We start from the raw sequence: 13,166 nt of genomic DNA, 5'->3' as shown, positions 1-13,166 counted from the left end.
GCGGGTGTGGCCGTCGTCGTAGTAGTAACTGGGGTCTCCGGCGGGGCCAGCCCTTCGCGCCACACCGAAATCTGCGCTTCACCTACGCCGCCACGGGCAGTGACGACCGCACCTCGGTGCCCGTCGCGGCACCCTCTGGCACATCGGTGACCACCGCGTTGGCTGGAGGAATCGTCAAATTCTGTGGACCGACCGGACAGCCCAATGACCGGTCGATCAAGCGAGCGGCTTGCGGTAGCGGACATACTCGTTCTGTCTCCGGAACCCCACGCTCTCGTAAAGATCGTAGGATCGGTGCGGATTTGCCGTGCCCGTGTACAACCTGGCAGTCGTTGCACCCTGCTCGCGAAGGCTTCGCAGCCCGTCCAGCAGCAGGATCCGGCCGATTCCGAGGCGTCGCTGGTCCGTTCGGACACTCAGCTCTTCGACCTCGCCCACGGTGTGGTCGTGCCCGCGGATGGAGCAGAGGGCCACGCCGAGCATGTCCTGCCCGTTCCAGGCAGCCCTCCAACATGCCGGGTTGGCGGTGTCGACAAAGTCCTGGAAGGACCATTTCTGAGTGAAACCGGTGTCAGCATACGAATCGACGACCGTCCTCCAGGCCGCGCGGTAGTGGCTGGTCCCGATCGGCCCCGTTCGTATCCCGGCAGGGAGTTCGCTGCCCGGCTCGGGCAACTGCTGCAGATCGCCCAGTTCTAGCTCGACCAGACTGAAGACACGTCGGTAGCCGGCTGCGCGCAGAAGCGCCGTGGCGTCCTGCTCGGAGATCATGGCGTTCGCACCGATCACTGCAGTCCGCGCCGTGCCATGTTTTTCGACGAGCTGGCGGATCCGCTCTTCGGCCCAGCGCAACATGACTGATCCGATGCCCTGGTCGCGATGCTCGGGCAAGAGGTAACCGCGGTGCAGGTACAGCCACGTATCATCTCGCTCCTGCCACCACCGGATCGTCGAGTAGCCGACGACGCTCCCGTCGCGCACCACCAGAACCTGGTTCTTGGACGGCTCGTCCAGCTTGGCAGAGGCCTCGGCGATCTCGGCGGCTGTCGGGAGCCCTTCCACAACCGAACGGGCGTCGACCCGGTCCCGTTCGACACATTCCAGCCGCACCGCGGCCATGGGGCCGTGGTCTTCGTCGCCCCGATACGGCCGGAACCCGAAGCCGGCTGGGAGGTCCTGTCCTGGCGTGTCATCCGACATGACCGGATGATCTCGAACATTGAGGCAGGTCCGCCACCCTGTTCATGATTCATGCTGCGGTCGTCTGCGGCCGTTCCACGAGGTAGCCGCGTTCGACGTGGGCTCCGACTCGGACGAGGGCGACGAGGTGGGGTGCATTCACGGCTCGCCAGCGGGTCTGGGCGGACTCGACGAACTTGAACACCGTCGCAAGTGCGGCCGCTCGTGAGCCGGCCCCTTTGGTGACCTTGGTCCGCAGCCGGACGGTCGCGAAGGTCGACTCGATCGGGTTGGTCGTCCGCAGGTGGACCCAGTGCTCGGCGGGGAAGTCCTTCGAGAACGCCCTCCACCACACACCAACTACGCTGACACCAGCCGCATAATCCGTGTCCAGGATCAGAGGTCAAGGCCCTGCTTCGACGAAGGACAGGGTGGCCAGGTCTTTGATCTTGCGCGGGTCGAGCTCGGGCTGGAACGAGAAGTCGTACTCATCGATCGTTTTGTGGTGCAGCAGCCGGGAGAGCCGCAGGCCCTGGTGGAAGCGGCGGTCGTCGCGGCCGGCGAGTCCCAGGAAGGGCCAGGTCGAGGAAGTCGAGGTATCCCATGTTGCTCTCGTCCGCCCGCCGCGTGTGCTCGATGATGGTTTCCGCCAGGTGGGGCAGTCATACCGAGCTTGGTCGCCGTGGCGCGGTTGCGGTTGCCGGTCAGCTCGCTCAAGACGATTCCTTCGTAGCTCGCTTACTGGTGAAAAGGCGGGTCCCGGTCAATTCGTCACAGACCGACAACGGCCGGCGGCCGACCTCGACTCGGATCGCCGCAGCCCGGCTGAGGAGGGCTTGCAGCGGTCCGCTCCCCTCGCCCAGGGGGCGATCGTGACGCGGCCTGGGCAAGGCATCGCCGGTGGTGGTCCGGCGTCCTTGGCCGGTGGGGCAGGCCGTCCCAGTGCTGCTCTTCGAGGACACGGACGCCGCGTCCGACGGCCCGTGGATGCATGGCAAGTAACGTCTCGATGGTGGAGTCGGTAATGGTGGAATGCAGCATGACCTGCGACTTCGTGGCCCTGATCTCCACCGGCTGACGCGGTCGGACCTTGCGGGCGGGGACTGAGTAGAGGTTCCCGCCGAAGGCGACCGGGCAGTCCTTGCCGACCGGCCGCAGATCACGTTCGGCCACCAGATACGGAGTGGCTGGCAACGGCTTGAGAGCCGCGTGGTCACGAACTGCCCGCTCACCGATGACCTGCTGGTGAGTCCGGCTCACTGGAGTACTAATTCGGTTGCCGCTGGGGTGGCGGGCGGCTTGACTGACTGGCTATGAACCTGGCGCAGGCGGCCGAGCGGCTCGGGTTGGGGCAGTTGCTCGATGCCCCGCTGCTGCTCAAGGACGACGAGCAGAGCCCGGTGTGGAAGGCCGTTACTGACTCCGGCTCATGGGTGGTGAAGATCGCCCAGCCCTGGGGTGACTTCTGGCTGCCCATGGCTGCCCAGGCAGGGGCGCTTGAGGCCGCCGCGTGGGAGATCGGTGTCGCGATGCCCGAGCCGCAATCGACGACTCTGGAAGAAGCGGGTCTGTGGCGACCGATCGGGGACGGTTTCTACGCCCGTGCGGTGCGCTTCGTCGAGGGCGCGCATCCGACCGCGCCGACGTCGCAAGCGTTGGCGGCCTGGGCCGGCAGGCTTGTCGCTGACCTTGCACGGTGCGCGATTCCGGCCGATCCGACCGTCGATGGCGACTACCGGTCGTACTCCCAGGAGGAGTGGGAGGAGTGGTTCGCTCAGGCCGAACGCCTCGAGGTCCTCAGTGCCGAGCACGTCCGCATCCTGAAGCTGTCGGTGGAGCAGACCGAGGCCATGGTCGAAGATCAGCAGGGGTTGTGGCGGTCCAAGTTGGTCATGCATCGCGACATCCGGCACCAGAACGTTCTGACCGGCTCCGGTGGGCCGGTCCTGTTGGACTTCGATGCCGCCGGGGCGCAGGACCCGTGGTGGGAGCTGGTCTTCACTGCTTTCCACCTCGCCGGCTTCGACCGCGGCCTGGGAGTGCCCGAGCGCCGTATCGTCGAAGCGTGCCTCTCCGGGTATGTCGCTGCGGGAGGGGCAGTCGGGGCGGTCGATGAGTCGGCGTTCACCGGTATGTTCGCCGGACGGGTGGGAGTGGCGGCTTGGCAGCTGTGGATGGCCTGCGGCCACCGGGGCGGGAGTCCGGAATACCAGGCCGACTTCGCTCAGACACTCAGAGAGTCGGTGAAGGCGATGGCCATGATGCTCAACGCCATGCCTGTCTGGGCCACTTGGCTCAAGGCGTAAGCCGGGGACGCCAAGGGCTGTCCCGCAATTCCTGGTGGGCGCACGACGACAGTTACGGCGCCTCGCCGCTTTGTCGAAACGCCCTAATACATCCCGTATGCGGGCGCCTCTCCGCCTTGCGGTGCACCGCAACTGACGCCGCGCTCTGATCCACCAGGAATTGTGGGACAGCCCTTGGACGAACAAGGTGCCCTGTAAGCACCGTCATCCAACGGCCCCGAACCAGGCGTCCCAAAGGCGATGCTCAGGCAGCAGCGCCGCGATCCGGGTCCACAGACCTTCATCCAGCATCCCGGCTCCTGCGTCGAAGTCGGCCACAACGGCGCCCCGCCCCTGCAGGGCCACGGCGCCGACGCCGCAGCCGCGGTTCAACGGCGGGGTAGGGGGAGGACGCTCGCAGCGTCGTCCGCCTGCCCGCTGTTGCGAGCCGGGTTGGCGTGTGCGCCGGCGAACGCACTCAGCTCGCGGCGGAGACGTTCTGACTCGTCGTCCTTGGCTGTGAGCACCGACAGCAGTTGTCGATGCCGCTCCTTGAGCAGGGTGAACTCGGTGTTGGTGCACGCGAGTTCGGTGGTGAGTCGCTCGTCGACGTCCTGCAATCGGCTGATGCGGACCTTGTGTGGATCGGGCCGGTGCCCGGCGGCCCAGGCTGCGGCTCGCCGCTTTTCGAACTTGTCCTTGAGATGGCCCCAGGTTCGGTAGAGGGCCGCGCGGGAGATCCCGGCCTCGCGGGCGAACGTCTTGACGTCGCACGCCCCGCCGCGAGGGATCCGCCGGCCGGCAGACGGTCGACGGCGGCTCGGATCCGCCTTTCGACCTGGTCACACTGGGTCTGGCTGAGTGTCATGTCGTCCGGCTTTCCGGTTGCCTTGTCGATCTCTTCGAGGACGCGCAGCAAGCGCTCGTGCTCGGCCTGCAGACGTTTCTTCCCCCCCTGCGGGGACACGGGGACTGGCCAGGAGGACGGCGCCGTTGCCGGCGGCGGTCTGCCAGTCGGTCCGGTGGACGACGTGGTGGGTGGCCTGCGGGCAGCGGGCGCTGTCGCAGAGCCCGTTCAGCGGGCCTGCCGCGGCCTTCGCGCCGGCGAGCTTGCGGCACAGGGCCTTCGCCGGGTCCTCGAACCAGCAGTAGTTCGCCGCAGACAGGTGCAGCACCGACGCCTTCTGTCGGCGTACACGTGAACGCGGCTCTGGCAAGATTTTCGTAGGCGGAGATCATCTCGGTGGCGCGGTCGGCCGGTCCGCATGATGGGCAGACTGTGATTGTGCTCTGTCGAACTGGTCAGCCTGTTATCGCAGTTGTCCGATCTGCAGGTGGCTTCGGTTGAGGTATCCGATGCCGCGTTGGTGGTCCGTGCCCGCACGAGATCAGGTGAACCGGCGGGGTGCACGGGATGCGGTCGGCTCAGCGAGTGGTGCCACAGCCGCTTGCGCGGCGCCTCACCGACGCCACGCTCGCAGGCCGCCCTCTGTGCATCGACCTGTCCGTACGCCGCCTGTACTGCGAGAACACGACCTGCCCGAAGACGACCTTCGCCGAGCAGATATCGGGCCTGACCGCGCGCTACCAGCGCCGGACACTCCGACTGCAATCCGCTGGTCGAGGACCTCGCGGCAGTCCTGGCAGGCCGGGGTGGATACCGAATGCTTCGGATCTTGAACATCAGGCTCTCTCGGGTCGCCGTCTTGTCCCAGCTGTTGCGGGTGCCACTGCCGAAACCGGTCACGCCCAGGTCCGGGCTCGACGAGGGCCGCATCACCGACGTCGAACGGCAGAAACGCATCATGGCCGGACGAGCCGGCGTCCGTCTCCTCCGCCACCGCGTCGTCCTGATCGCTCACCTCCGCCGACGCCATGCGGACGGCCGAACGTGCCTCCGAGATGATCGCCGCCTACGAGAACCTTGCCGGAGCCACTCTTGTAAGTACGCCGACAAGCCCTGATATGAGTACGCCGACAAGCCCCGACCCGCTGTCCCTGGCCGTCCGGGCGGAGGAGGGCGGAACCGCGTCCGCGCCGACCGGCCGCCATCGGCTCTCACGTGGCAGCAGCCGGAGTCGGCTTCTTGCCCATCCGCTTCCGCGACGCTCTGCCCCATCCTGCCGGTGCGCGGGATGGTGAGAGAAAGAGCTGATTCGCGGGGCTGCCGCATCCGAAGGGTGTTGTGGGCGCACACTGCCGAAGAGGCCGCGGGCCGGGCTTTGCTGCGGTCATCTCCTCGCGAACTGCCTCCGCGCGGCGGATCCCCGCGTCCTGGACCATCAGCAGGTTGTCGGCGACAGTGCCATGCCCCGTGCACCCACGCCTGGTGCCATCTTCCGCCCCATCGCTGAGGGCATCACCGTCCAAGTGAAAACAAAATCGTTGACAATTGTGTTCGCTAGATTTAGCTTCGACAGGCACTCACTCAGGGAGGGCACATGCCGAAGGAAGCCCGTCCAGGCTCCGGAGAGCAGGCCAAGCAGTACGCGCTGAAGCGGTTGCGGAACGCGATCCTGCAAGGGGAGATGGCGCCGGCCCAACGGCTGGTGGAGAACGAACTCGCCGAGCAGTACGACGTCACCCGCGCCAGCATCAGGGCGGCGCTGCTCGACCTCGCGGCCGAAGGCCTGGTCGAGCGGATCCGCAACCGCGGATCACGCGTGCGTGTGGTGACGGTCGAGGAGGCAGTGGAGATCACGGAATGCCGGATGGCGCTCGAAGGGCTGTGCGCCGCGAAGGCCGCCGAGGTGGCCAGCGATGCGCAGGTCGGCGAGCTGAACTGCTTGGGCAAGGCCATGTCCAAAGCGGTCGCCGACGGCGATCCGGTCTCCTACTCCGAGCTCAACCATGACCTGCACGCCCGGATCCGGGAGATCTCGGGCCAGCAGACGGCCGTCGGTCTCCTGGAGCGGCTCAACGCCCAACTGGTGCGCCATCGCTTCCAGTTGGCGCTCCGCCCAGGGCGTCCGCAGCAGTCCCTGAATGAGCACCTGGCGGTGATCGAGGCGATCGGCGCCAGGGATCCGCGAGCGGCCGAAGCGGCCGTGCGCGCTCACCTCAGCAGCGTGATCGACGCCCTGCGCGACGACTGACGCACCCCTGGGGCGGGCGCGGACCTGTCACCAAGGAGATACAGCATGACCCACGCCACCGGCGCGCCCGCCGAAACCCCTCGATCGACACTGGTCGTCACCGCCCACGCCGGGGACTTCGTGTGGCGCGCAGGCGGTGCCATCGCACTGGCCGCCGCTCGCGGCGAGAAGGTCACCATCGCGTGCCTGACTTTCGGCGAGCGCGGCGAATCCGCCAAAGCCTGGCGCGAGGGCAGGAAGCTCGAAGAGATCAAGGCGATGCGGCGCGACGAAGCCGAACGTGCCGCCGCCGCGCTCGGCGCCGATGTCCGCTTCTACGATGCCGGCGACTACCCGCTGGTGGCCACCGCCGACCTGACCGACCGGCTGGTCGCGCTCTACCGGGAGACGCAGCCCGACGCCGTCCTCACGCACCCCGTCGAGGACCCCTACAACGGTGACCACCCGGCCGCCAACCGCATGGCCCTGGAGGCGCGCGTTCTGGCCCAGGCCATCGGCTATCCCGGCGAGGGCGAGATCATCGGCGCCCCGCCCGTCTTCTACTTCGAACCCCACCAGCCCGAGATGAGCGGCTTCAAGCCCGAGGTCCTCCTGGACATCACCGAGGTCTGGGACACCAAGCGCACCGCTATGGAGTGCCTGGGCGCGCAGCAGCACCTGTGGGACTACTACACCGATCTCGCCGTGCGCCGCGGGGTCCAGCTCAAGCGGAATGCGGGCCCGAACCTGGGCCTCGCCCACAAAACCTTGGCCGAGGCCTACATGCGCCCCTTCCCGCAGATCGCGAAGGAGCTCGCCTGATGTCCGGCGTGATCGTCACCAACCCCCCCAGGGCCGAGGCGGAGCACGTCGAGGCGCTCGCCGGCTACGGAACGGCCACGGTCGGCGAGGCGATGGGCCGCACCGGGTTCCTCGGCACGCATCTGCGCCCGGTCCAGCAGGACGTGCGGGTCGCGGGCACGGCCGTGACGGTGCTGTGCTGGCCCGGAGACAACCTCATGATCCACGCGGCAGTCGAGCAGTGCACTGAGGGTGACATTCTCGTCGTCACCACCACCTCCCCGTGCGCGGACGGCCTGTTCGGCGAGCTGTTCGCCACGGCCCTGAAACGCCGGGGTGTACGGGGCGTGGTCTTGAACACCGGTATCCGGGACACCGCCGAACTGCGCGCGATGGGCTTCCCCGCATGGTCCGCCGCCGTCAGTCCGCAGGGGACGGTCAAGGCGACGGGCGGAAGCGTCAACGTACCGATCGTGATCGGCGGCCAGATGATCCGTCCCGGCGACGTGATCGTCGCCGACGACGACGGTGTGGTGGTCGTGCCACGTGAGCGCGCCCGGCCAACCATCGAGGCGTCCGAGGCGCGCGAGAAGAAGGAGGCCGCAGCCCGCGCCGCCTTCCAGGAGGGTCAGCTCGGCCTGGACCGGTATGGGTTGCGGGACACCCTGGAGCGGCTCGGTGTCGAGTACCGAACCGGCGAGGAGCACCCCGCGTGACCAGGGACGGCGGTATCCGGTGCATGCTGATGCGGGGCGGTACCTCCAAGGGTGCCTACTTTTTGGCCTGCGACCTGCCGGGCAGCCCGGCGGTCCGGGACGACCTGCTGCTGCGGATCATGGGCAGCCCGGACCCGCGCCAGATCGACGGCCTCGGCGGCGCCCACCCCCTGACGAGCAAAGTCGCTGTGGTGTCTGTCTCCTCCGACCCTGAGGCAGACATCGACTACCTCTTCCTCCAGATCGGCGTCGGCACACCGGAAGTGTCGGATCGGCAGAACTGCGGAAACCTCCTCGCCGGGGTCGGCCCCTTCGCCGTCGAACGGGGTCTGATCGCCCTGGAGGAAGGCGAGACCACCGTACGCATCCGCATGCTCAACTCCGGTGACCTCGCCACAGCGACGTTCCCGACACTCGGTGGCTGTGTCGAATACGGCGGCGACACCGAGATCTCCGGCGTACCCGGGCACGCGGCCGCTGTCGTCATCGAGTTCCCACCACGTGCTGGGCCCTTGCTGCCCACCGGAAATGTGCGTGACACCGTCGCCGGCGTCGAGGTCACCTGCGTGGACAACGGGATGCCGACCGTCCTCGTGCGCGCCGAGTCCCTCGGCGTCACCGGCTACGAGGACCCTGCCGGCCTCGAAGCCAACGGGGAACTCGCCGGACGCCTCCGCGACCTCCGGCTGGCAGCGGGCGAGTCGATGGGCCTTGGCGACGTCTCCGCCGCCACGGTGCCCAAGCTGACGCTGCTTGCCCCACCACGGCACGGGGGAGCGGTCACCACACGCACGTTCATCCCGGTCCGCTGCCATACCGCGATCGGCGTTCTCGGCGCCGCGAGCGTGGCCGCGGGCCTGCGCATCGAGGGAAGTGTCGCTCACGGCATCGCGATCCTTCCCGAGCGCGGCGACCGGCTCCGCATCGAGCACCCCACCGGTTTCACCGACATCGAAAGCAGTATCGACCCCACGTCCCGCAACCGGCCGCGCGCCCACCGAACCGCGGTGGTCCGCACGGCCCGCAAGATCTTCGACGGCACCGTCTTCCCCGGTTCACCCCGGACGGCGCCGACCGCACCCTTCACAGGAGGTCAAGGATGACTCCGCCGCTCGGCGACATCGCGCACATCGGCCACGTCCAACTGTTCACGCCCGACCTGGATGCCTCGGTCGCCTTCTTCACCGACTTCCTCGGTCTTACCGTCAACGGACAGGACGGTGACACCGTCTACCTGCGCACGTTCGACGACTACGAGCACCACAGCATCGTCCTCACCGCCCGTGAGCAGCCCGGCCTCGGCCGGCTCGCCCTGCGTACCTCCAGCGAGGAGGCCCTCCGGCGCCGGGTCGAGGCGGTCGAGGAGGCCGGCGGTACCGGCACGTGGGTCGAGGACGAACCCGGCCTCGGCAAGCTCTACGTCACCACCGACCCCGACGGTCACGAGCACGCCCTGTACTGGGAGAGCGAGTACTACCGGGCCCCCGACGCGCTCGAACCAGCCCTCAAGAATCAGCCGCAGGCCAAACCCAACCGTGGCGTCGGCGTGCGCCGCCTCGATCACATCAACTTTCTCGCGGCCGACGTCCTGGCCAACGCCGAATTCCAGGAACAGATCCTCGGGGCCCGCCCCACGGAGCAGATCCGGCTCGACTCCGGGAAGATCGCGGCCCGGTGGCTGACGTTCACCGACAAGTCGTACGACGTGGTGTACACGTCCGACTGGACCGGCAGCGAGGGCCGCCTGCACCACATCGCCTTCGCCACCGACACCCGCGAGGACATCCTGCGCGCCGCCGACCTCGCCATCGACTCCAGCGTGTTCATCGAGACGGGCCCGCACAAGCACGCCATCCAGCAGACGTTCTTCCTGTACGTCTACGAGCCCGGCGGCAACCGCATCGAGCTCTGCAACCCGCTCACCCGGCTCGTACTCGCCCCCGACTGGCCCCTGATCACATGGACCGAGGAGGAGCGGAAGAAGGGGCAGGCCTGGGGGCTGCAAACGATCGGGTCCTTCCATACCCACGGCACGCCCCCAGTCGACAGCTGACAGTCCGAGCCTCACCCCGTCCGGCCCCGGGGACCGCCGCGTCGCACAGGCCCATGAGGGTCCTGCGACAAGTGCACAGAACCCCGGGGCCGAATCGTCACCATAATTGTTAACAAAAGTGTTGACCTCGTGTCAGTGGCTTCCTAACCTCTAGCCACACCGAGCCACAGTCCCCATGGACGCTCCGCACCCCCTCCCACCGGCCACGCGAGCCGCGCCGGCCGCACCGACCTGCAGCCAGGGCCCATGGCCCCCCGCCCCTGGCCCCCGCACGAGAGGAAACAAAGATGTCCTCCTCCGCCACCTCCCCGCTCGCCCAGGCAACCGGGGTCACCGCCCGAAGAAGCCGTAACGCCGTCATCGCCCTGTGCTGGGGGCTCGTCCTTCTGGACGGCATCGATACGTTCATCTACGGCTCCGTGCTCCCAAAGATGCTCGGCGGCCATAGTCTCGGCCTCACCCCCGACACCGCGGGCACGATCGGCAGCTACGCCAATTTCGGGATGCTGCTCGGCACGATCCTGTCGGGCATGGCGTCGAACTGGATCGGCAGGCGCGTCACCGTTTTCACCAGCGTGGTGATCTTCACCCTCGCCACCCTGGGCACAGGCTGGTCGCAGACCTCCGGCCAGTTCGGCCTCTTCCGCTTCGTGTGCGGGTTCGGACTGGGCGCCCTGCTGCCGATCGCGATCTCGTACGGCATGGAGTTCACCTCCAAGGGCCGCCGCGCCCTCGCGACCGGCGTCATCATGACCGCGCACCAGACCGGCGGCGCCCTAGCCCCGCTGATCGCTCTCTGGCTCGTCGACGACCACGGCTGGCGCACGGCCTTCATCGCCTCCGCGATACCGGCCCTGATCCTGTTCCCGATCGCCTTCAAGCTCCTGCCCGAGTCGCCCACCAATCTGCTCACCCGCGGCCGCCGCGCCGACGCCCAGGCGCTCGCCGCTGACTTCGGCACCGAGCTGCCCGAGCTCAAGGCGAACACCACGGACAAGCTGGACGCCGTGAAGAACCTCTTCCGCGGCGGCCAGTGGCCCACCACGCTGTGCTTCTGGCTGACGTCGTTCGCCGGCCTGCTCCTGGTCTACGGCGTCGGCCAGTGGCTGCCCAAGATCATGGTCGATCTCGGTTACGACACCGGCGACTCACTCCTCTTCTCGACGTTCCTCAACGTCGGCGGCATCTGCGGCATGCTCATCGCCGGCCGCACGGCCGACCGGATCGGACCCCGCACGGTCGTCATCGCCTGGTTCGTCCTGACCGCGGTGTTCGTCTACCTCATGGGCGTCGAGATGTCGGTCGGCGTCCTGTACGCGGTGGTCTTCTTCGCCGGACTGCTCCTCTTCTCCGGCCAGACCATGGTCTACGCGGCGGTCGGCACCCACCACGACGACGAGGATCGCCCCACCGCCCTAGGCTGGGTTTCCGGCATGGGCCGCTTCGGCGCCATCTTCGGCCCGTGGATCGGCGGTGCGCTGATCCAGGCCGGCAATGCTGACATCGGCTTCACCATGTACGCCTGTGCCGCACTGTTCGGCGCGATCATGATGTCCTTGGCCGCCCTCACCATCAAGGCGCGTACGGCGGCGCAAACGTGACGTGAAGCAGCAGGACGGAGCCTTCCAGCGCTGGAACCTCGGTACTGGAAGGCCGTTCCCTCTGCATCACCCGCGCACGGGCGGGCGCGCTCTGGTAAGCGAGCGCGTGGCTGTCGGCTGATTCGCGGCATCTGCGGGCACCGAGCCCCCTGCTTCGACGGCGACCTCGCGCACCGCCCCGAACAGAAGGCGTTGGGACTGTCCTCCCGGCATGGCTGGGCACAGAGCATCACCGTGCCGGCCGAGGCTGGGCGGAGGAATGGTCAAGACCTGTGGATTGTGTCAGGTCGGTTGCTGATCCGGATGTTGCAGTCGGCGGCTTGCTGCGTTGCGAACGCGGCGACTTCGCCCCTGCTCAGCGAGCAGGCTGAGGGCCTCGGCTGAGGTGACGATCTGTGCGGCCGATGCTGTGCGCTGGAACCAGTCGGATGCGGTGGTGACTTCCTCGGCGGTCCACGGCTCGTCCAGCGCGATTGCCCTGAGCAGGGTCCACTCGCGCAGACGGCGGGTGAGGAAGGGGCGGTCCCCGATGACGGTGGCCATGCTGTGGGCCCAGCCGGTGAACGCCGGGTGGGTCAGGAGTTCGCAAGCCCGGCACTCAAGATGGCGGTTGACCGCGGCCTCCGCCATCGACAAGACCGGGTCGCGCAGCACGGTGGCCACCAGGGCGGCTTCGTCCGCCTCCGGGACGTCTTCCAGGTCCTGCAGGTAGCGGCGGTAGCGGTGGTGCTCGACAGGTTCCTCGTCGAAGTGCTCGTCACTCATGCGGCGATCCCTTCCAGCCGTTTGACCAGCTGGTTACGTTCGAAGCAGGCGCCGGCCCGGACCAGCGCAACAAGATGGGGTGCGTTGACCGCGCGTCGGCGAGTCCGGGCGGACTCGATGAGCTTGTAGACCATAGCGAGGGCGGCTGTGCGGCTGCCGAAGGCATCCCCCACGCGGTTCATGCTGTTGTTGTCCGGGTGGATGCCGGCGGCCGGTGCCGGGGCGTGGTTCACGATTTCAGGGCCTCCGTCGCCGTGTCGTAGAGGCCGTATCCGGTGTGCGGGGCGTGGCTGTCGGCGCCGTTGTCTTCGATGGTGGTCTCGTCCGGGCTGTCGTCGAGTTCGTCGAGGCTGTCGTGGTCGGTGGCGGGCTCGGTCCGGCCGGTGTCGGGGTCGGGTCCGCTCTGTCGGCCGGGCTCGTGCGGCCCGGCCGGCATGGCATGGGTGGAGGCGGTGCGGGCCAGGAGGTGCCGTTCGACGCGGGTTGCGGTCCCTGCGTGGTGCGGCGCATGAGCTGGTCGGGGGCGTCGGCGGCGTCGGCTTCGCGGGAGTTCGGAATCGTGGCCGGTGCAGTGAGTGATCGTGGTGCGGATGTGGTTCCAGGTGTGCTCGTTGAACGGATGATGGGTGTGGTCGCGGTGGATCCAGGGGATCTCGGCCAGCTGACCGTTCAGGAGGGGGCGCATCTGCCAG

11 protein-coding genes and 4 pseudogenes are annotated in these 13,166 nt (G+C 68.0%); 7 read left to right on the top strand and 8 right to left on the bottom strand.

Translation table 11 applies throughout. The features are described from left to right. Window positions 1–216 precede the first annotated feature (216 nt). The 4 genes and pseudogenes from OG538_RS00275 to OG538_RS00260 all read right to left on the bottom strand — a co-directional run. Window positions 217–1,200 carry a GNAT family N-acetyltransferase gene (locus tag OG538_RS00275; RefSeq protein WP_406088907.1) on the bottom strand — a complete coding sequence of 328 codons (984 nt, stop codon included), beginning with the start codon at window positions 1,198–1,200 and terminating at the stop codon, window positions 217–219. Window positions 1,201–1,249: 49 nt separating this feature from the next. Further along, a pseudogene (locus OG538_RS00270) lies at window positions 1,250–1,507 on the bottom strand (IS256 family transposase); the annotation flags it as partial. A gap of 84 nt (window positions 1,508–1,591) precedes the next feature. Next, window positions 1,592–1,896 (bottom strand): annotated as a pseudogene (locus OG538_RS00265) (ATP-binding protein); the annotation flags it as partial. Next, window positions 1,893–2,433: pseudogene (locus tag OG538_RS00260) on the bottom strand (Mu transposase domain-containing protein); the annotation flags it as partial. The pseudogenes OG538_RS00265 and OG538_RS00260, both read right to left, overlap by 4 nt. 59 nt (window positions 2,434–2,492) lie before the next feature. Here OG538_RS00260 and OG538_RS00255 point away from each other — a divergent pair. Beyond that, entirely contained in the window at window positions 2,493–3,485 is a 993-nt protein-coding gene (locus tag OG538_RS00255) for a phosphotransferase (protein ID WP_406088905.1), read from the top strand. Window positions 3,486–3,853: 368 nt separating this feature from the next. Here OG538_RS00255 and OG538_RS00250 read toward each other — a convergent pair whose 3' ends face one another. Then, complete coding sequence (locus tag OG538_RS00250; protein WP_406088903.1) at window positions 3,854–4,084, bottom strand: hypothetical protein; 231 nt, start codon at window positions 4,082–4,084, stop codon at window positions 3,854–3,856. A gap of 1,821 nt (window positions 4,085–5,905) precedes the next feature. Here OG538_RS00250 and OG538_RS00245 point away from each other — a divergent pair. The 6 genes from OG538_RS00245 to OG538_RS00220 all read left to right on the top strand — a co-directional run bounded on the left by OG538_RS00245 (window position 5,906) and on the right by OG538_RS00220 (window position 11,709). Continuing rightward, the gene (locus OG538_RS00245; RefSeq protein WP_406088901.1) at window positions 5,906–6,559 is read left to right on the top strand and encodes a GntR family transcriptional regulator; all 654 of its coding nucleotides are present in this window, start codon (window positions 5,906–5,908) and stop codon (window positions 6,557–6,559) included. A gap of 45 nt (window positions 6,560–6,604) precedes the next feature. Next, window positions 6,605–7,360 (top strand): PIG-L deacetylase family protein, encoded by a 756-nt coding sequence (locus OG538_RS00240; protein WP_406088899.1) that lies wholly within the window; start codon window positions 6,605–6,607, stop codon window positions 7,358–7,360. Next, the gene (locus OG538_RS00235; RefSeq protein WP_406088897.1) at window positions 7,360–8,055 is read left to right on the top strand and encodes a 4-carboxy-4-hydroxy-2-oxoadipate aldolase/oxaloacetate decarboxylase; all 696 of its coding nucleotides are present in this window, start codon (window positions 7,360–7,362) and stop codon (window positions 8,053–8,055) included. The genes OG538_RS00240 and OG538_RS00235 overlap by 1 nt, the downstream gene beginning before the upstream one ends. After that, complete coding sequence (locus OG538_RS00230) at window positions 8,052–9,158, top strand: 4-oxalomesaconate tautomerase (protein WP_406088895.1); 1,107 nt, start codon at window positions 8,052–8,054, stop codon at window positions 9,156–9,158. Before OG538_RS00235 ends, OG538_RS00230 begins: the two co-directional genes overlap by 4 nt. Beyond that, window positions 9,155–10,108: a catechol 2,3-dioxygenase gene (locus OG538_RS00225; RefSeq protein WP_406088893.1), complete on the top strand. Its 954-nt coding sequence runs from the start codon at window positions 9,155–9,157 to the stop codon at window positions 10,106–10,108. The genes OG538_RS00230 and OG538_RS00225 overlap by 4 nt, the downstream gene beginning before the upstream one ends. Window positions 10,109–10,395: 287 nt before the next feature. After that, the gene (locus OG538_RS00220; protein WP_406088892.1) at window positions 10,396–11,709 is read left to right on the top strand and encodes an MFS transporter; all 1,314 of its coding nucleotides are present in this window, start codon (window positions 10,396–10,398) and stop codon (window positions 11,707–11,709) included. A gap of 282 nt (window positions 11,710–11,991) precedes the next feature. Here OG538_RS00220 and OG538_RS00215 read toward each other — a convergent pair whose 3' ends face one another. From OG538_RS00215 to OG538_RS00205, 3 genes and pseudogenes are all read right to left on the bottom strand, one after another. Further along, the gene (locus tag OG538_RS00215) at window positions 11,992–12,474 is read right to left on the bottom strand and encodes a hypothetical protein (RefSeq protein WP_406088890.1); all 483 of its coding nucleotides are present in this window, start codon (window positions 12,472–12,474) and stop codon (window positions 11,992–11,994) included. Continuing rightward, window positions 12,471–12,632: pseudogene (locus OG538_RS00210) on the bottom strand (IS256 family transposase); the annotation flags it as partial. The pseudogene OG538_RS00210 and the gene OG538_RS00215, both read right to left, overlap by 4 nt. 71 nt (window positions 12,633–12,703) lie before the next feature. Further along, window positions 12,704–13,159, bottom strand: a complete 456-nt coding sequence (locus OG538_RS00205) for a hypothetical protein (protein WP_406088888.1) — start codon at window positions 13,157–13,159, stop codon at window positions 12,704–12,706. Window positions 13,160–13,166: the final 7 nt, after the last annotated feature.

It is taken from the genome of Streptomyces sp. NBC_01013 (assembly GCF_045162765.1).
GTDB lineage: Bacteria > Actinomycetota > Actinomycetes > Streptomycetales > Streptomycetaceae > Streptomyces.
The sequence above is the reverse complement of the archived record's forward strand: the minus strand, read 5'-3'. Positions and strand labels throughout refer to the sequence as shown.